This is a genomic window from Microlunatus flavus, from assembly GCF_900110855.1.
Lineage (GTDB): Bacteria > Actinomycetota > Actinomycetes > Propionibacteriales > Propionibacteriaceae > Microlunatus > Microlunatus flavus.
In genome coordinates this window covers 22,380-40,553 of sequence record NZ_FOFA01000013.1, presented here as the reverse complement: position 1 = coordinate 40,553, position 18,174 = coordinate 22,380, and the positions used below count along the sequence as shown (strand labels likewise).

The following is an 18,174-nucleotide window of genomic DNA, read 5'->3' as shown; positions in this document are numbered from 1 at the left end:
CGGGCGAGGACTGGTCGGGAGGTGGGGGACGGGCCGGGTGGTCGAGGGCCGCCTCAGCGGACCCGGCCGAGCGCGACGAGGGCCATGAGCAGCGCGCCGAGGCTCTCGTTGTCGGTGATCCCGCCGCGACCGATCGTCGCGAGGAGCTCGGCGACGGGCACCGCGCGGACCGACGAGATGCCCTCCGCCTCGGTCTCGGCCCCGCCGACCTCGGTGAGCCCCGTGGCCAGGAACACCTGCCCGCGCGCGTCGGCCACGCCGTTGAGCGAGTGGACCTCACCCAGGGCCCGCCACTGGAGCGCGGCGTACCCGGTCTCCTCGCGCAGCTCGCGCCGCGCGGCGACCAGCAGGTCCTCGCCGTCGCTGCCGCCGGCCGGGACCTCCAGGCTCGGGGCGCCGGTCGTGTAGCGGTCGACGGTGACCAGCAGGACCTCGTCGGCGTCGGTGACCGCCACGACGAACACCGCGGGGTGTCGCACCTCGACCACCCCGTACACGCCGGTGCCGCCGTCGGGACGGCGGACCTGGTCCTCGCGGACCCGGATCCAGGGGTTCTCGTACACGGCACGGCTGGCGAGGGTCGACCACACGAGGCCCCATCCTTGTCCCCATGCACCTCTACCTCGACACCGCCGACCGGGCGGCCGCGGAACCGCTGCTCGCCACGGGGCTGTTCGCGGGCCTGACGACGAACCCGACGATCCTGCAGCGGTCGTCGCAGGGCGTCGCCGACATCGAGGAGATCCACGCCTGGGCGCACGCGGCCGGCGCGCGGGAGATCTTCTTCCAGGCCTGGGGTGAGGACACCGCGACCCTGGTCGAGCGCGGGCTGCGGCTGAGCGAGCTGGGCCCGGACGTCGTGGTCAAGCTGGTCGTCTCCAAGGCCGGTGCCGCCGCCTGCACCGAGCTGTCGAGCCGCGGCATCCGGACGCTGCTGACCGCCGTCTACCACCCCGGGCAGGCGATGGTGGCGGCCGCCGCCGGCGCGACCTACATCGCGCCCTACCTGGGCCGGCTCGCCGACGCCGGGCGCGACGCGATCGGCGACGTGGTCGCCATGCACGAGCTGCTCGCCGCGACGGGCAGCCAGACGCGGGTGCTGCTGGCCAGCATCCGCGACGTCGACTCCATGGTCACCCTCGCCCGCGCTGGGGTCGCGCACTTCACCATGGCGCCGGCCGTCGCCGAGGCGTTCTTCACCGACGAGCTGACCGCCGCCGCGGCCCAGGCCTTCGAGGACGCGGTCGTCGCGACCACCCGATGACGCCGCCGGCCGGCCCGACCACGAGCGCGTCCGTCGTCGTCGCGGGTGACGCCTTCGTCGACCTGACCTCGGCCACCACGGCCTCCGGGGGTCCGGCGTACGAGCCGCACCCGGGCGGTTCGTGCCTCAACGTCGCCGTCGGCCTCGGCCGCCTCGGGGTGCCGACGGCGCTGCTGGCCCGGGTGTCGGACGACGGGTTCGGCGCGCTGCTGCGCGACCACCTCGCCGGCTCCGGAGTCGCCCGTGACCTGCTGCTGCCCAGCACCGACCCGACCGGGCTGTCGGTGGCCGACGTCCGCGAGGGCGTGGCCTCCTACCGCTTCTACAACGCCGGCACGGCCGACCGCGGCCTGGCGGGCGAGCACCTGCGCGGCGTACGGCTGCCGGACGGGGCGGCGCTGCACGTCGGGTCGGTGGCGCTGGCGTACGAGCCGCAGGCCACGACGCTGGGCGACCTCGTCGAGGCCGAGGCCGGCCGCCGGCTGGTGTCGCTCGACCCGAACGTCCGCCCGGGCGTGGTCGAGGACCCCGACCGCTACCGCGCGCGGATCGCCCGCTGGGCGGCGCTGAGCGACGTGGTCAAGGTCAGCGACGAGGACCTGGCGTGGCTGCACCCGGACGAGCCGGTCGCCGACGTCGCCCGACGCTGGCTCACCGCGCGTGCCGGCCTGGTGCTGGTGACCTCGGGGGCCGACGGGGCCTGGGCCGCGACTCCCGACCTGGACGCGCGCGTCGCCACCCCGACGGTCACCGTGGTCGACACGGTGGGCGCGGGCGACGCGTTCATGGCCGCGACCCTCGCCTGGCTGTGGCGGGCTGGCCGGCTCACGAAGGACGGCGTCCGCACGCTCGGGCAGGCCGACCTCGACGCCCTGCTCGCGCTCGCCGTGCGCGTCGCCGCCGACACGTGCACGCGGGCCGGCGCGGAACCACCGCGCTGGAGCCTGCCGGCCTGACGCGGGTCGGCGCGCGGCTCAGGCGGGCGTGACCCGCAGGACCCGCGCGGCCGGGACCCCGCTCGTGCTGACGACCCGGAGGCTGCGGTCGGCGGGCGACCACGTGGTCGTCCACGTCGTCGCCTCCCGCGGGAAGACCTGCTCGACCACGACCTCGTCGCCCACCGGCAGCCTGAGGGTCTCGAGGGCCCGCAGGTCGAGCACGGTGTCCGCGTCCCCCGGCTCGCGCGACCAGACGAACAGGTGCGCCACGCCTGCACCGACGAGCCCCAGCGCGACCCACGCGTCGTCCCACCCGGGCAGCCCCAGCGGCCAGCACGGCACCGTCCGGCTGAGGTCGTCGCGCAGGGTCTTGCCGAGCTCCACCGCCTCGGTGACGAGGGCGAGCTGCTCGGGCGTCATGCCGTCGAGGTGCCCGGAGAGGTACAGGCGCCCGGACAGGCCCGTGACGAGGGTGAACGCGGCCTCCTCCGGGCTCATCGAGGGCTGCGGGTAGGCCCAGCTCGCGGCCTGCTCGGGCAGCACCGCGGCCGGCGTCGCCGCGGCGATCGCCGCGTACCGCAGCGGGTCCTGCTGGTCGGAGGTGGACTGCAGCTGCAGGCGGGCGAGCATGGCGGGGTCGGAGCGCATGGCCCCCGAACCGCAGTTCTCGAGCACCAGCGCCGGGTGCCGGTCGAGGACGCCGTCCAGCCAGGCCAGGTGCGCCCGGTTGTGCGCGAGCAGCCCGGCGCCCGGGCTGTCGGCGTCCACGTCGGTGCCCGAGCCCGGGTCGACGTTGTAGTCGAGCTTGAAGTAGCCGACCCCGAGCTCGCCGACGAGCCGGTCGACCACGCCGTCGAGGTGCGCGCGGGCGGCCGGGTGGCGCAGGTCGAGCACGAACCGCTGGTTCTCGACGACCCGCTGCCCGGCCCGCTGCAGGAACGCCTCCGCCGGGAGCCGGTCGGCCAGCGGGCTGTCGACGCCGACGACCTCGGGCTCGAGCCACAGCCCCGGAACCATCCCGTGGCCGCGGATCCGGTCCAGCACCTCCTCCAGGCCACCCGGGAAGCGGGTGCGCGAGGGCTGCCACTCCCCCACGCTCGGCCACCAGTGCCCGCTGTCGTCGTACCAGCCGGCGTCGATGCAGAAGACCTCCGCGCCGGCCGCGGCGGCGGCGTCCACCAGGGGCAGCAGCCGCTCGGTGGTCGGGTCGCCCTCGAGGGTGTTCATGTAGTCGTTGAAGACGATGCGCGGCGGGTCGTCGAGCGGGTGCGGGCGCCGCTGCGTGCGCCGGTGGGCCGTGAGGTGCGCGAGCGCCCGGGTCAGGTCGGGCGCGACGGTGACGGCCACCGGGACCGACGTGAACGACTCCCCCGGGCGCAGGACCTGCAGCCACTGGTGGTCGTCGTCGGTCGGCCCGCTGAGCGCGAGGTAGCCGTCGGCGGTGTCCTCGCCCAGCTCGTAGCGCCAGGCCCCGTTGTGCTCCACCTGCCAGGCCCACGCGACCCCGGCGTCCGCGTCGTCGACGGCGGCGACCGGGACGTGGGTGCCGCTCGACCAGGTGCCCGTGGAGACCACGGCGCGCGTCCCGCGGGGGTCCTGGGCGGTGAGGTCCTGCCCGAGGTGGGGGTAGCGCGTGGCGTCGGCCGGCTCGCTGAACCATCGCCCCTCGCCCAGCCACTCGCTCAGCGCCCGGTGCAGCGTCCAGCGCCGGATCCCGGCCGGCGCGTCGGAGCCGGCGGGCGTCCCGAGGTGCGTGGCGAACGAGGCCACCGAGCGCACCACGACGGGCTCGGTGCCGTCGTTCACCAGGCGCACGGACGACCCCAGGGCGGGGACGCCGTCGACCAGCGTGAGCACCACCTCGCCGCGCAGCCCGGTGACCGGGTCGGCGACCGTGAGGACCAGCTCCGTACGCCGTCCGTCGTGCGTCTCGCGGTGCTCGACGTGGCGGGCACGGCCGCCGACGGTCGTGCCCACCAGCCGTCCGCTGGAGGCCGCGCGGCCGTCGGCGACCGTCACCACCTCGAGCAGCGGACGGCCCGGGGGCAGCTCGAGCGCCACCCCGTCGGCCTCGACGCCCGCCAGGCGCGGCGCCTCGTCCTCGGACCAGGCGATCGTCACCGCCATCGCCGTGCTGCCGAACCGCAGCCGCTCCTCCGGTGCCACCCGTGACCTCCTTGTGGGGCGCCGCCGTCGGCGCCGCCCTAGAGTGCCCCGCACGGGAGCAGGGCCGGACAGCGGGGTCGCACGCCGGCGGCGGCGTACGGCCCGGCGGGAGGAGCGGCATGAGCGGGTTCGACGGGCGGACGGTCCTGGTGACCGGGGCGAGCGGCGGCATCGGCGGGGAGACGGTGCGCCAGCTCGTGGCCGCGGGCGCCGACGTGGTGGCGAGCGGTCGCTCGACGGAGGCGCTGGAGGCGCTCGCCGCCGAGACCGGCGCGCGGGTGCTGCCCTTCGACCTGACGTCGGAGGACAGCGTGCGCGACGCGCTCGGGGGGCTCGAGGTGTACGGCGTCGTCAACTGCGGCGGCTGGGGCGGCGAGATCGCGACCCCGCAGGAGACCGACATCGAGGTGTTCGACCGCGTGATGTCGATCAACGCGCGCGGCGCCCTGCTGGTGATCAAGTACACGTCCCGCTCCATGATCAGCGCGGGTCGCGGCGGGTCGGTCGTCAACGTCTCGAGCCAGGCCAGCCTGGTCGCGCTGAACGGCCACGTCTCGTACGGCTCGTCGAAGGCCGCGCTCGACAACATCACGCGCGTCTCGGCGCTGGAGCTCGGCCGGCACGGCATCCGCGTCAACTCGGTCAACCCGACGGTGGTCATGACGCCGATGTCGGCCTGGTACTGGGGCCGCGACGACATCCAGGGACCGTTCCTCGAGGCGATGCCGCTGGGGCGGTGGGCGACGGAGGCCGAGATCGCCGCACCGATCGTGTTCCTGCTCGGGGACGGCGCGTCCATGATCACCGGGGTGTCGCTGGCGATCGACGGCGGCTACTCGATCCGCTGAGCCCGACCGGACGCGAACCCGAGGAGGACCCCGTGCGCCCGCTCACGTACCTGGTCGCCAGCAGCCTGGACGGCCGCATCGCCGCGCCGGACGGCTCGACCGACGCCTTCCCGTTCGATCCCGCGTACGGCGCGGCGCTCGCGCAGGACTGGGGCGACGCCCTGCCGACCGCGTTCCACACCGCCTTCGGCACGACGCCGCCCGGGGACCGCTTCGACGCGGTGGTCATGGGTCGGGGGACGTTCGAGCCGGCGCTGCAGGCCGGCGTCGCCGACCCGTACGCGCACCTCGACACCTACGTCTGCTCGACCACGCTCGACCCCGCCGAGCACCCGGGCGTCACGGTCGTGGCCGCCGACCCCGTCGCGCTGGTGCGGGACCTCAAGCGCGCCGACGGCACCGGGATCTGGCTCTGCGGGGGCGGCCGGCTCGCCGCGACGCTGGCCGACGAGATCGACCGCCTCGTGGTGAAGCTCAACCCGGTCACGCTCGGCGCGGGCCGGCCGCTGGTCGACGGCGCGTACGACCCGCGGGCCTGGCGACTGGAGTCCACCCGGACCTTCGAGGTCGGCGTCGTGCTCCTGGAGTACGCCCGTCAGTCCTGAGCCGGCGCCAGCTCGACCCGCCCGGCGTCGCCGTCGACCGTGACGAGGTCGCCGGTGCGGATGCGCCGGGTCGCGCTGCCGGTGCCGAGGACGGCCGGGATGCCGTACTCGCGGGCGACGATCGAGCTGTGGCTCAGCGGCCCGCCGATGTCGGTGACGACCGCCGCTGCCCGCGGGAAGAGCGACGTCCAGGCGGGCGTGGTGATCGCGGCGACGAGGACCTCCCCCGGCTCGAAGGAGGAGAAGTCCGCCGGCCCCGACACCACCCGCGCCCGTGCGGTCACCCGGCCCGCGCTGCCCGCGAGCCCGTCGAGGACGTCGCCGGTCTGCTCGCTCACGGCCGGCAGGAAGCGGCCCATCAGCCGGTCCAGGCGGGGGCGCTGCGGCAGGAGCTGCGGCGGCGTCACCCGCCGCTGCCCACGCCACACCTCCTGGCGCCGCTCGACCTCCGCGGCCAGGTCGGGCACGTCGCCGCCCGCGGCGAGCGTGCGCACCTCCGCCTCGCGCAGCCACAGCACGAGGTCCTCCGCTTCGAGCAGGCGGCGGCTCAGCTCGTGCAGGAGCCGGCGCATCAGCGGCCAGGCGAGCCCGACGTCGGCGAGCGCGTCCTCCCGCAGCGGCGCGTTGGCCTGCGCCCAGGCGAGCAGCCGCCGGAACGCCCAGCCCCGCAGCGGCCCCACACCGCTCAGGGCGGCGATGCCGGCGTGCTCGCGCCGGTCGGCGAGGCCCTGCTGGCGCAGGTACGGGTCGCTCCCCTCCCCGCGCACGAAGAAGCGCACGGCGTCGACGAGCGGTCCGGGCTCCTCGGCGGGGACCGGGTTGGCGAAGTCCAGGTCGTAGACGAGGTGCCCGTACGCGGCCAGGTGGGCCGCGAACCGGCGGCGCCACTCGGCGAGGTCGGTCGGTCCCTCGTCGCCGGCGTCGAGCAGGGTCTCGACGGGCGTGGTCAGGACCGTCTCGGCCAGCCCCGGCTGCCCGCGGGTCCACGTGGCCAGATCCCACAGCGACTTCTCCGCGCGGATCGGGACGCTGTCGAAGCCCAGCAGGAACGTCGCCGCCGGCGGGCCGCCCGGAACCTTCACGAAGCGGTCGTAGAACCAGGTCAGGAACGTCTCGCTGAAGGCCGCCAGCGGGATGATCGTCTGCACCGCCGTGTAGTACTCGGTGCCGGCGTCCAGCAGCGTGCGCACGCGGTCGAGCAGCGCCGCGGCGGGCAGGTCGCCCCCCTCCTCGGCGGTCGCCTCCGCGCTCGCCGCCTGCACCGCCGCGACGTAGCGCGGGTGGGCGTACGTGCGCCAGCGGTGCTCCGTGCCGCCCTGCCCGCGCGTCAGCAGCATCCGGAACGCCCCGCCGCTGTGCAGCATCAGCCGGGCCATGCCGGCGACGCTGTAGCGGTAGTAGGCGTAGCCGTTGACCGTCGGCAGGTCGACGTCGTCCTCGCCGACGACGCCGTCGCCGACCAGCTCGCGGAACAGCGCCTGCAGCGACCGCGACACCGACGTCCGCACCAGGTCGGCGAAGAGCGGCGTCAGCGGGTCGGGCAGCTGCTCGACGATGCTGGCGCGGGCGTAGAAGGCGTGCGGGTCGGGCACCGACCAGTCGGTCGGCGGGTCGGCCTCCGGCGGCGGGAGCACCGTGATCGGCCGCGCCTGGACGAGGAGGAACGTCTGGTCGCGGCGCACCCACTCGACGTCCTGCGGCGCGCCGAAGCACTCCTGCACCCGGGCGCCGAGCCGGGCCAGCTCGACGACGGACGGGTCGTCGAGGACGGGCGCGCGGCGCCGGTCGTCGGGCACCTCGCGCTCCACGGTGCCCTCGGCGGCGTACGCGGTCATGACCCGCTTGTCGGCGGTGCGGCGGGAGACGACGGTCCCCTCCGGCAGCCGGACCACGACCTCGTCGGTGTCGACGAGCCCGCCGACCACGGCCTCGCCGAGGCCCCACGCCGCGGAGACGACCGTCTCGTGGCGCCGGCCGTTCGCCGGGTTGGCCGTGAACATCACGCCCGCCGCGTCCGCCTCGACCATCTCCTGCACGACGACGGCCATCGCGGCGTCGGCGACCCCGCGCTCGGCGCGGTAGGCGACGGCGCGCTCGGTGAACAGCGACGCCCAGCACCGCCGGACCGCGTCGAGCAGGGCGTCGTCGCCGCGGACGTTCAGGTAGGTGTCCTGCTGCCCGGCGAAGCTCGCGCCCTCGAGGTCCTCCGCCGTGGCCGACGACCGCACGGCCACGGGCGGGCGGCCGAGGTCGGCGTACGCGGCCAGCACCGCCGCCCGCACCGGCTCACCGAGGGTGCCACCGGCGTGGTCGGCCCGGTACGCCTCGGTCGTCACGACGAAGCCGGGCGGGACCGGGAACCCGGCGCGGACGAGCGCGCCGAGGTTCGCCCCCTTGCCACCGGCCAGGGCCACGTCTCCGCGGCCGAACTCCTCCAGCGACCCGACGACGCCCATCACCTCACGCCTCCTCACCTCGGAGACAAGCACTCACCGACGTCGGCCGCAAGGGCTGGTCGCCGCGCCCGCGCGACCGGCCTCAGCGGCGGGCGCGCAGCAGCACGGAGCCCGCGTCGCCGGAGCGGATCTCGACTGCGGCGATCGCGTCGAGCCGCAGGGGGCTGGTGCCGGAGGGGTGCATGACGCGGTTGGGACGGGCCGTCCACGGCTTCACCTCGCTGGCGCTGCCGTCCTGCCCCACGACCCAGACCGAGTACGCCTCGCCCTCGTCGGCGTCGGCGTACTGGCACTCGACGCGCACCTCCGTCCCGGCGCCCGCGGGGGCGAGGTCGACGACCGCGGTCAGCGGCGACGGTTCCACCACGCTGAAGGCGAGCCGCTGCGCGGCCGGCTGGCCGACGACCGGACGCAGGACGTAGCCGGCGAGCCCGCCGAGCACGGCGACGAGCACCGCCGCGGCGGCGACCTGCCACCACCGGGGCCGCAGGGCCCGGCGGCGGTCGAGCGGGACGACCTCCCGGGTCGGCTCGTGGTCGGCCACCGGCCGGTCGACCGGCGAGGGGCCGGGAGCGGCCGGCTCCGCGTCCCACACCTCCGACGCGGGCACCTGCGCGAGCAGGCCGGGCATGCCGGCGAGCTCGCCGACCGCCTCCCGGCAGCGCGCGCACCCGGCGAGGTGCTCCTCGAACTCGGCCCGCTCGTCGGGCGCGAGGGCACCGAGGACGTACGCGGCGTCCCACTGCGCGTACCGGTCGGTGCTCACGGCGCGGTCACCCCCTTCTCCTGCAGCAGCAGCCGCAGGCTCCGCAGCCCGTAGTGGAGCCGGGACTTCACGGTGCCGGGCGGCACCCCCAGCATGCGGGCGATCTCGGCGACCGGTCGACCCTCGTAGTGCGCGGCGACGATCACCGCCCGGTGCTCGGGCGACAGGCCGCGCAGCGCGTCCGCGATCAGCCACTGGTCGAGCACCGCGCTGGAGGCGTCGGCGTCCGCCGGCGCCCAGCGCGCCAGGGTCTCCTCGTCGGCCGACCGCTCGTGGCGGTGCGCGGCGCTGCGCCAGCGGTCGACCACGAGGTGCCGGGTGACCGTGAAGAGCCAGGCCCGCGCCGACCGGTCGTCGGTCGCGGCCACCTCGGGATGGTTCCAGGCGCGCAGCAGCGCGTCCTGGACGACGTCGCGCGCGAGGTCGGGGTCGTGGGTGAGGCGCTGCGCGAAGCCGAGCAGGGCGGCCCCGTGCTGCTCCTGCAGCCGCCGGAGACCCTCCGCGGTCCCCGGCGCCTCCTCCACGCCCACGCTCGTCGCCCTCCTCAGCCCGCGGACTTCTTCACCTCGGTCCCGTCCGGCGCGATCACGTACCAGACGCCGCCGACGCCCTGGCCCGTCACGTCGCCGGCGGCCTTGTCCTTGACGAACAGGTAGACCGGGCGGCCCTCGAGCGTGATCTGGGCGGAACCGTCGTCGCGCTTGATCGTGCCGACCTTCGCGGTCACGCCCTCGACCGTCGGGGTGCTGCCCGCCGGCGCGATCGCCGGCCACGCGGCGAGGCAGTCCCCGGAGCAGACGCTCGTGCCCGACCCGGCCTTGTCCTTGTCGAAGTAGTACGCCGTCCGGCCCTGGCTGTCCACCACGACGCTGCCCAGCGAGGTGCTCGCGACCTTCAGGTCGGCCCCCGCCGCGGCGCTCGTGGCGGCGGCGGACGGGGCGCTGGAGCTCGCGCTGCTGGCGGGCGCGGGTTCCGCCGCCGGTGCGCTGCCTGCGGGGGACGAGCACGCGGCCAGCGCCACGAGCACCAGCGCGCCGCCCGTCACCCCGCTCCACCGCGTCCTCGACCTCGCCGCTGCGCTGACTGCGCTGGCTGCTGACCTCATCTCGACCCCTTTCGTCGGTCCCGGACGAGCAGACGGTGCAGCGCCCAGTTCGGTTCACCGACCCGGGCAGGTGGCGAGAAGGGTGTACCTCAGAGGTCGAGCGCGCGGGCGATCGGGACGCCCGGGCGGTAGGCGAGGTGGAGGTACGACGGCGCCTCGAGCACGGTGAGGTCGGCCCGGGCGCCGACGACGACCCGGCCGACGTCGGTGCGGCGCAGCGCCCGCGCGCCGCCCGCCGTGGCCGCCACGAGGGCCTGGGCCGGGGTGAGGCCCATCTCCCGCACGGCCAGCGCCATCACCCACGGCATGGAGCTGGAGAAGCAGGTGCCGGGGTTGCAGTCGGTCGCCAGCGCGAGCGAGACGCCGGCCCGCAGCAGCGCCGCCGCGTCGGGATAGGGCGAGCGGGTCGAGTACTCGACGCCGGGCAGCAACGTGGCCGTGGTCGTCGCGGCGGCGCCCACGAGGGCGTCGACGTCGGCCCGCTCCAGGAACGTGCAGTGGTCCACGCTGGCCGCACCGAGCTCCACCGCCAGCCGGACCCCGGGTCCGGGGCCGAGCTGGTTGCCGTGCACCCGCAGCCCGAGCCCGGCCGCAGCGCCGGCGGTCAGGACGGTGCGGGCCTCGTCGGCGTCGAAGGCGTGGGCAGAACCTGGTTCGCAGAAGACGTCGACCCAGCGCGCGTACGCGGCGGCCGCCGCGAGCATCGGGCCGGCGACCTGCGCGACGTAGGCCGACCGGTCCGCCCCGGCGGGCACGACGTGCGCGCCGAGGAACGTCGTCTCGCGGGTGTGCCGGCCGGCGATGCGCAGGGCGCGGACCTCGTCGGCGACGGTGAGGCCGTAGCCCGACTTGATCTCCACCGTCGTGGTGCCCTGCGCGCGCATCTCCGCGACCCGGGCGGCGACGAGGCCGTCGAGCTCGTCGTCGGTCGCCACCCGCGTGGCCGCGACCGTCGTGGCGATGCCGCCGCCGTCGTAGCGCTGCCCGGCCATCCGCGCGGCGAACTCGGCGCTTCGGTCGCCGGCGAAGACGAGGTGGGCGTGCGAGTCGACGAAACCGGGGACGACGGCGCGCCCGCCGACGTCGACGCGGCGGTCGGCCGCGGGAGCCGCGCTCGGCGCACCGGCCCAGGCGACCAGGCCGTCCTCGACGAGCACGGCGGCGTCGTGGCGCAGCCCGAGCCCCTCCGGTCCCGTCCCGTCGACGGTCGCGAGCTCGCCGATGCCCGTCACGAGGACGCTGCCGATCCTGCTGGTCACGCCTCCTCCAGGCGGTCGAGGGCTTCGCGCAGCAGCCGGGCCGGGTCGCCGAGGACGTGGTGGCCGTCGCGGACCACCGTGCGGCCGCCCACGAGGACGCGGTCGACGTCCGCCGCGGTCGCCGCGTACGGGACCTGGTCGGGACGGGCGCCGGTCGTGCGGACCGAGTCGGTGCGCACGACGACGAGGTCGGCCGGGGCGCCGACGGCGAGGCGGCCGCCGTCCCAGCCGAGGCTCGCGTAGCCCGCCGCGCTCGCGGCCGTCACCAGCTCGGCCGGGCTGAACCGGCCGCGTTCGCCGCTGGCGAGCCGCTCGTGGGCCTCGAGCCCGCACAGCTCCTCGAACGGGTCGACCACGGCCTGGCTGTCGGAACCCAGCGTGAGCGGGCTGCCCGCCTCGTGCAGCCGCCGTGCCGGGCCGATGCCGTCGGCGAGGTCGCGCTCGGTGGTCGGGCAGAAGCAGGCGGCGGTCCCCGTCGTGCCGAGGAGGGCGACGTCGGCGTCGGTGAGGTGGGTGGCGTGCACCGCCGTGGTGCGCGGGCCGAGCAGGCCCGCGTCGGCGAGGAGCCGCGTCGGCGTGCAGCCGTGGACGGCCCGGACCGCGGCGTTCTCGGCAGGCTGCTCGCTGAGGTGGACGTGCACCGGCCGCGTGCCCGCGGCACCGGCGAGCGCGGAGAGGGCGTCGGCGGGAACCGCGCGGACCGAGTGGGCGGCCGCGCCGATCCGGGCCGTCGCGGTGGGGCGCAGCCGGTCGACGCGGGCGTGCCAGGCCTCCACGTCGCCGTCGGAGAAGCGCCGCTGGACCTCGTCGAGCGGCTGGTGCCCCGCGGCGGTGAGCCCGCCGGCGAGGTAGAGCGTGTCGAGCAGCGTGAGGCGCAGGCCGGCCTGCTCGGCGGCGTCGACCAGCGCGGCGCCCATGGCGTTCGGGTCGGCGTACGGGCGTCCCTGCGGGTCGTGGTGCAGGTAGTGGAACTCGCCGACGCACGTGTAGCCGGCGAGGGCCATCTCCGCGAACACCGCCAGCGCGAGCGCGCGGTAGGTGTCCGGGTCGAGGCGCGTCGCGACGGCGTACATCTGCTCCCGCCACGTCCAGAAGGTGCCGCCGCCGTGCGTACGCCCCCGCAGGGCGCGGTGGAAGGCGTGGCTGTGACCGTTCGCGAGGCCGGGCAGGACGAGGCCGTCGAGGCGTTCGTCGCCGGGCTGCGGGGCGGTCCCGGTGGTGATCGCGGTGAAGGTCCCGTCGACGACCTCGAGGCGCACGTCGGCGTGGACGCCGTCCGGCAGCCAGGCGTACGGCGCGTGGTGGCCGGTCACGCCGGTGCGCCCGTCAGGTCGGCGAGCACGGCGGTCAGCGCGTCGACACCGGCCAGGCAGTCGTCGCGGTCGGCGTGCTCGGCGGGCGCGTGGGAGACGCCGGTCGGGTTGCGGACGAGGAGCATGGCCGTGCTGACGCCGGCGTTCGCGAGGATCCCGGCGTCGTGCCCGGCCCCGGTGGCGAGCACCGGGGCGTCGCCGAGGAGCGTGCCGAGGCGTTGCGCCAGCGCCGGGTCGAAGGTCGTCGGCGGGGTCCACGACTCCTGGGCGAGGGTTCCGCCGGCGCGGGCGACCGCCGCGGCGACCTGCTCGACGGCGGCGTGCACGGAACGTTCGTCGGCGCCGCGGGCGTCGAGCCAGGCGGTGACGTGCGACGGGACGGCGTTCACCCCGCCCGGCTCGACGACGATCCGGCCGACGGTCGCCAGGCAGCCGTGCCGCTCGGCCGCGCGGCGCGCCTCCTGCACGACCCACGTGGCCGCGAGCAGCGCGTCGTCGCGGTCGTCGAGCGCGGTCGTGCCGGCGTGGTTCGCGGTGCCGGGGACGTCGGCCCGCCAGCGGCCGTGCGGCCAGATGCTGCCGGCGACGCCCACGGCGCGGCCGCGGTCGACGAGTCGGCGGCCCTGCTCCCCTCCCTGCTCCACGTGCAGCTCGACGAACGTGCCCACCCGGCGCAGCGCCTCGGGGTCGGGACCCAGGTCCTCCGGGCGGCGCCCGGCGGCGCGCAGGGCCTCGGCCAGCGTGGTGCCGTCGGCGTCGGCCAGGCCGAGCGCCCGGTCGGCCTCCAGGGCCCCGGTGATCACCCGGGAGCCGGCGCACGCCACCCCGAACCGCGCCCCCTCCTCGTCGACGAAGCTCACGACCCCGAGGGGCCGCGCGGGCTGGTGCCCCCGGGCGCGCAGGGCGTCGAGCGCCGCGAACGCGCTGACCACGCCGAGCGGGCCGTCGTACGCGCCACCGTCCGGGACGCTGTCCAGGTGGGAGCCGGTGACGACACCGGGAGCGGCGTCGGGGTCGCCCCACCACGCCCACCGGTTGCCGGCCCGGTCCTCGACGAGGTCGAGCCCGCGGCGGGCCGCCTCCCCCGCGAACCACTCGTGCAGGGTGTGGTCGGTCCGCGTCCACGCGAACCGTCGGTAGCCGCCCGTGCGCGGCTCCCGCCCGAGGTCGGCGAGGTCGGCCCAGAGGCCGTCGAAGGTGCTCCCCACGGCGTCAGGCGCCCTCGCGCAGCGGGACCCGGACGCCCTGCTCCGCGGCGACCTCGACGGCGCGGTCGTAGCCCGCGTCGACGTGGCGGATGACGCCCATGGCGGGGTCGTTGGTGAGGACCCGCGCGAGCTTCTGCGCGGCCAGCGGTGTGCCGTCGGCGAGCGACACCTGCCCGGCGTGCAGCGAGCGGCCGATCCCCACGCCGCCGCCGTGGTGGATCGACACCCAGGACGCCCCGGAGGCGGTGTTGATCATGGCGTTGAGCAGCGGCCAGTCGGCGATCGCGTCGGAGCCGTCGAGCATCGCCTCGGTCTCGCGGTAGGGGCTGGCGACCGAGCCCGTGTCGAGATGATCACGCCCGATGACGATCGGCGCGCTGATCTCCCCCGACGCGACGAGGTCGTTGAACAGCAGCCCCGCGCGGTCCCGCTCGCCCTGGCCCAGCCAGCAGATCCGGGCGGGCAGGCCCTGGAAGCTGATCTTGTCCTGGGCGCCGCGCATCCACTTCTGCAGGCGGTCGTCGTCGGAGAAGAGCTCCATGACCGCGCGGTCGGTGACGGCGATGTCCTTCGGGTCGCCCGAGAGCGCGACCCAGCGGAACGGGCCCCGGCCCTCGCAGAACAGCGGACGGATGTAGGCGGGGACGAAGCCCGGGAAGTCGAAGGCCCGCGCGTACCCGCCCTGACGGGCCTCGTCGCGGATCGAGTTGCCGTAGTCGAAGACCTCCGCGCCCGCGTCGAGGAAGCCGACCATCGCCTCGACGTGGCGGGCCATCGACTCCCGCGCGCGTAGCGTGAAGTCGTCGGGGTCCTTCTCCGCCAGCGTGCGCCAGTCGGCCACGTCGACGCCGAGCGGCAGGTAGGACAGCGGGTCGTGCGCGCTGGTCTGGTCGGTCACCACGTCGACCGGCACGCCGCGGCGCAGCAGCTCGGGGAAGACCTCGGCGCAGTTCCCGACCACGCCGACCGACCAGGCCCGCCGCTCGGCCGTGGCCGCGAGCGCCTTGTCGACGGCCTGGTCGAGCGAGTCGGCGACCTCGTCGAGGTAGCGGTGCTGCACGCGCCGCTCGAGGCGGCTGCGGTCGACGTCCACGACCAGGCAGACGCCGTCGTTGAGCGTGACGGCCAGCGGCTGCGCGCCGCCCATGCCGCCGCAGCCGCCGGTGAGGGTGAGGGTCCCGGCGAGGGTTCCGCCGAACCGCTTCTCCGCCACCGCCGCGAACGTCTCGTACGTCCCCTGCACGATGCCCTGCGTGCCGATGTAGATCCACGAGCCGGCCGTCATCTGCCCGTACATGGTCAGCCCGAGCTGCTCCAGGCGGCGGAACTCCGGCCACGTCGCCCAGTCGCCGACGAGGTTGGAGTTGGCGATGATCACCCGCGGCGCCCACTCGTGGGTCTGCATGACGCCGACCGGCCGTCCCGACTGCACGAGCATCGTCTCGTCCGGCGCGAGGGTGGTGAGCGTCCTGATCATGGCGTCGTACGAGCGCCAGTCCCGGGCCGCCCGGCCGGTGCCGCCGTAGACGACGAGGTCGTCGGGACGTTCCGCCACCTCGGGGTCGAGGTTGTTCATGAGCATCCGCATCGGGGCCTCGGTGGCCCACGAGCGGGCGGTCAGGGTCGTGCCGCGGGGTGCGCGTACGGGTCGGGCGCCGTCCATCGGGTCTCGTCCTCTCGGAAAGTGGTCGGTTGCGGTGATTCTGGGGGCCGGAAGGAGGTCGGGAGCGACCACTTTCCGGAGATGTCTGGGTGAGGCGGGGTCAGGCGAGCGCGCCGGTGACGGCCTCGACGGCGGCGAGGACGCTGCCGTCGGCGAGGACGCGGACGGCCGTCTCGAGGTCGGGGGCGAGCCAGCGGTCGGGGCCCGGACCGGCGATGCCGGCCTCACGGAGGACGCCGATCGCCGCTGCGCTGGCGGGCGAGGGCTGCAGCGGCGTGCGGAGCTCGAGGCCGCGGGCGGCCGTCATCAGCTCGATCGCGAGCACCCGGGTCAGGCCGTCGACCGCGCGGCGCAGCTTGCGCGCCGCGGACCAGCCCATGGAGACGTGGTCCTCCTGCATCGCCGAGCTCGGGATCGAGTCGACCGAGGCCGGCGCGGCCAGCCGCTTGAGGTCGGAGACGATCGCCGCCTGCGTGTACTGGGCGATCATCAGCCCGGAGTCGACCCCGGGGTCGTCGGCCAGAAAGGGCGGCAGCCCGGCGCTGCGGGCCGGATCGAGGAAGCGGTCGGTGCGCCGTTCGGCCATGCTCGCCAGGTCGGCGACGACGATCGCGAGGAAGTCGAGCACGTACGCGACCGGGGCGCCGTGGAAGTTGCCGTTCGACTCGACGCGGCCGTCGGGCGTGACCACCGGGTTGTCGACGGCCGCGGCGAGCTCGGCGAGCGCGACCCGTTCGGCGTGGTCGACGGTGTCGCGCGCCCCGCCCGCGACCTGCGGGGCGCAGCGCAGCGAGTACGCGTCCTGGACGCGGGTGCAGGCGCTCGACCCCGTGGGGTCGGCGCGGTGCGACTCCCGGATCGCGCTGCCGGCCATGACCGCGCGCAGGTTGGCGGCGGAGGCGCGCTGACCGGGGTGCGGGCGGAGCGCCTGCAGGTCGTCGGCGAAGACGGCGTCGCTGCCGAGCAGGCCCTCGACGCTCATCGCCGCGGTCACGTCGGCCGTCCGCAGCAGGCGGCGCAGATCGGCGATCGCCAGCACGAGCATGCCGAGCATGCCGTCGGTGCCGTTGATCAGCGCCAGGCCCTCCTTCTCCGCGAGGACGACGGGCTCGATGCCGGCGGCGGCGAGGGCCTCGGCCGTCGGCACCCGCTCGCCGCCGGCGTCGCGGACGACGCCCTCCCCCATCAGGGCCAGCGCGCAGTGCGCCAGGGGCGCGAGGTCGCCGGAGCAGCCGAGGCTGCCGTGCTCGTGCACGACCGGCGTGATCCCGGCGTTGATCATGGCCACGTACGTGCGCAGGGTCTCCTCCCGCACGCCGGTGCGGCCGGTCGCCAGCGTCGAGATGCGCAGCAGCGCGAGCGCGCGGACCACCTCGCGCTCGACCTCCGGGCCGGACCCGGCGGCGTGCGAGCGGACGAGGCTGCGCTGCAGCTCGGTACGGCGCTCGAGCGGGATGTGGCGCGTGGCCAGGGCGCCGAACCCGGTCGAGATCCCGTAGTGCGGCACCGGGTCGTCGGCCAGCGCCTCCACCAGGGCCCGCGTCCGCCGGACCTCGGCCCACGCCTCCTCGCTGAGGATGATCTTCGCGTCGTCGCGCGCGACGGCGACGACGTCGCTGATCATCAGCGGCCCCGTGCCGACGACGACGGTGGTGGAGCTGGTGCGCGTGGACATGACCTCATCCCACGGCATCCGTGAGCCCGCGGCCAGCACGGCGACGCATAGTCTGTCCCGTATCTGAGACAGTGCGAGACGCACGAGGGCGGACGAGGGGGGCCGTGGTGTCGGACGCGCCCGCGGCGGACCGCGTGCTGGAGGTGCTGTCGCTGCTCGCGCGCGAACCGGAGCCGGTGCCCGGAGGAACCGTCGCGACCCGGCTCGGCCTGCCGCGCTCGACGGCGTACCGCCTCCTCGCCGTGCTGGTCGAGCACGGCTACGTCTCCTACCTCGCCGAGGAGCGGCGCTACGGGCTGGGCGTGGCGGCGTACGAGCTCGGGTCGGCCTACCAGCGGCAGGCGCCGCTGCAGCGCATCGCCCGCCCGCTGCTGCACGGCCTGGTCGACCACGTCCACCAGAACGCGCACCTGGCCGTCCTGCAGGGGCGCGACGTGCTCTACGTGATCGAGGAGCGCGCACCGGGCCGGCCGCTGCTGGTCACCGACGTGGGCGTGCGGCTGCCCGCCGTGCGCACCGCGAGCGGCCTGGCGATGCTCGCCGCCCTACCCAGGACGCAGGTGCGGGCGCTGTTCCCGGACACGGCGGCGTTCCCCGGCGGCGAGCACGACCCGGCCACGCCGACCGCCCTGCGCCGGCTGCTGGTCGACGTCCGCACCCGCGGGCACGCGACCGAGGAGGGGTCCGTCACGGCGGGGCTGAGCTCCGTCGCGCAGGTCGTGCGCGACCACACCGGCTACCCCGCCGCCGCGGTGGCGATCACCTACGCGGCGGACGACGTGGACCGCGCCACCGTCAGCCGCCTGGCCCAGGCCGCGACGACGACGGCTGCGACCCTCTCCCGCCGCCTCGGCTTCCGCGGCTGAGCCGGGACAGCGAAAGTTCTGCTGCGTTGACCACCTCTGGGG

At 76.0% G+C, this 18,174-nt stretch carries 16 protein-coding genes; 5 read left to right on the top strand and 11 right to left on the bottom strand.

Features of this window, described 5'->3' with window-relative positions; genetic code table 11:
* Window positions 1-53 precede the first annotated feature (53 nt).
* On the bottom strand, window positions 54-590 hold the full coding sequence (locus BMY04_RS21150) for an NUDIX domain-containing protein (RefSeq protein WP_091186621.1): 537 nt from the start codon (window positions 588-590) through the stop codon (window positions 54-56).
* A 20-nt stretch (window positions 591-610) separates the two neighbouring features.
* Here BMY04_RS21150 and BMY04_RS21145 point away from each other — a divergent pair, with 20 nt between their 5' ends.
* Window positions 611-1,264 carry a transaldolase family protein gene (locus BMY04_RS21145; protein ID WP_091186617.1) on the top strand — a complete coding sequence of 218 codons (654 nt, stop codon included), beginning with the start codon at window positions 611-613 and terminating at the stop codon, window positions 1,262-1,264.
* Complete coding sequence (locus BMY04_RS21140; RefSeq protein ID WP_091186614.1) at window positions 1,261-2,220, top strand: carbohydrate kinase family protein; 960 nt, start codon at window positions 1,261-1,263, stop codon at window positions 2,218-2,220. The genes BMY04_RS21145 and BMY04_RS21140 overlap by 4 nt, the downstream gene beginning before the upstream one ends.
* An 18-nt stretch (window positions 2,221-2,238) precedes the next feature.
* Here BMY04_RS21140 and BMY04_RS21135 read toward each other — a convergent pair whose 3' ends face one another.
* A complete protein-coding gene (locus tag BMY04_RS21135; protein ID WP_198410330.1) occupies window positions 2,239-4,368 on the bottom strand; it encodes an alpha-galactosidase in 2,130 nt (709 codons plus the stop codon).
* A 119-nt stretch (window positions 4,369-4,487) separates the two neighbouring features.
* Between BMY04_RS21135 and BMY04_RS21130 the strand changes: the two genes are divergently transcribed.
* Together BMY04_RS21130 and BMY04_RS21125 are read left to right on the top strand one after the other, a co-directional pair.
* On the top strand, window positions 4,488-5,216 hold the full coding sequence (locus tag BMY04_RS21130) for an SDR family oxidoreductase (RefSeq protein WP_091186610.1): 729 nt from the start codon (window positions 4,488-4,490) through the stop codon (window positions 5,214-5,216).
* A gap of 32 nt (window positions 5,217-5,248) precedes the next feature.
* A complete protein-coding gene (locus BMY04_RS21125; RefSeq protein WP_091186606.1) occupies window positions 5,249-5,821 on the top strand; it encodes a dihydrofolate reductase family protein in 573 nt (190 codons plus the stop codon).
* Here BMY04_RS21125 and BMY04_RS21120 read toward each other — a convergent pair.
* From BMY04_RS21120 to hutH, 9 genes are all read right to left on the bottom strand, one after another.
* A complete protein-coding gene (locus BMY04_RS21120) occupies window positions 5,812-8,277 on the bottom strand; it encodes a PEP/pyruvate-binding domain-containing protein (RefSeq protein WP_091186603.1) in 2,466 nt (821 codons plus the stop codon). The two genes, BMY04_RS21125 and BMY04_RS21120, sit on opposite strands and share 10 nt — an antisense overlap.
* An 82-nt stretch (window positions 8,278-8,359) precedes the next feature.
* A complete protein-coding gene (locus BMY04_RS21115; RefSeq protein ID WP_091186599.1) occupies window positions 8,360-9,043 on the bottom strand; it encodes an anti-sigma factor in 684 nt (227 codons plus the stop codon).
* Window positions 9,040-9,573: a sigma-70 family RNA polymerase sigma factor gene (locus BMY04_RS21110; protein ID WP_170854266.1), complete on the bottom strand. Its 534-nt coding sequence runs from the start codon at window positions 9,571-9,573 to the stop codon at window positions 9,040-9,042. Before BMY04_RS21110 ends, BMY04_RS21115 begins: the two co-directional genes overlap by 4 nt.
* Window positions 9,574-9,587: 14 nt before the next feature.
* Entirely contained in the window at window positions 9,588-10,088 is a 501-nt protein-coding gene (locus BMY04_RS21105) for a COG4315 family predicted lipoprotein (protein WP_198410328.1), read from the bottom strand.
* A 149-nt stretch (window positions 10,089-10,237) separates the two neighbouring features.
* Window positions 10,238-11,395 (bottom strand): imidazolonepropionase, encoded by a 1,158-nt coding sequence (gene hutI / locus BMY04_RS21100; protein ID WP_091186732.1) that lies wholly within the window; start codon window positions 11,393-11,395, stop codon window positions 10,238-10,240.
* A gap of 8 nt (window positions 11,396-11,403) precedes the next feature.
* Window positions 11,404-12,720 carry a formimidoylglutamate deiminase gene (locus BMY04_RS21095; protein ID WP_091186592.1) on the bottom strand — a complete coding sequence of 439 codons (1,317 nt, stop codon included), beginning with the start codon at window positions 12,718-12,720 and terminating at the stop codon, window positions 11,404-11,406.
* Entirely contained in the window at window positions 12,717-13,928 is a 1,212-nt protein-coding gene (locus BMY04_RS21090) for an allantoate amidohydrolase (RefSeq protein ID WP_091186588.1), read from the bottom strand. The genes BMY04_RS21095 and BMY04_RS21090 overlap by 4 nt, the downstream gene beginning before the upstream one ends.
* Before the next feature lie 4 nt (window positions 13,929-13,932).
* Window positions 13,933-15,591 carry a urocanate hydratase gene (locus tag BMY04_RS21085; RefSeq protein ID WP_091186584.1) on the bottom strand — a complete coding sequence of 553 codons (1,659 nt, stop codon included), beginning with the start codon at window positions 15,589-15,591 and terminating at the stop codon, window positions 13,933-13,935.
* 100 nt (window positions 15,592-15,691) lie between these two features.
* Window positions 15,692-17,266: a histidine ammonia-lyase gene (gene hutH / locus BMY04_RS21080; RefSeq protein ID WP_091186580.1), complete on the bottom strand. Its 1,575-nt coding sequence runs from the start codon at window positions 17,264-17,266 to the stop codon at window positions 15,692-15,694.
* A 104-nt stretch (window positions 17,267-17,370) separates the two neighbouring features.
* On the opposite strand from hutH, the gene BMY04_RS21075 reads away from it, so the two are divergent.
* A complete protein-coding gene (locus BMY04_RS21075) occupies window positions 17,371-18,132 on the top strand; it encodes an IclR family transcriptional regulator (RefSeq protein ID WP_232506555.1) in 762 nt (253 codons plus the stop codon).
* Window positions 18,133-18,174: the final 42 nt, after the last annotated feature.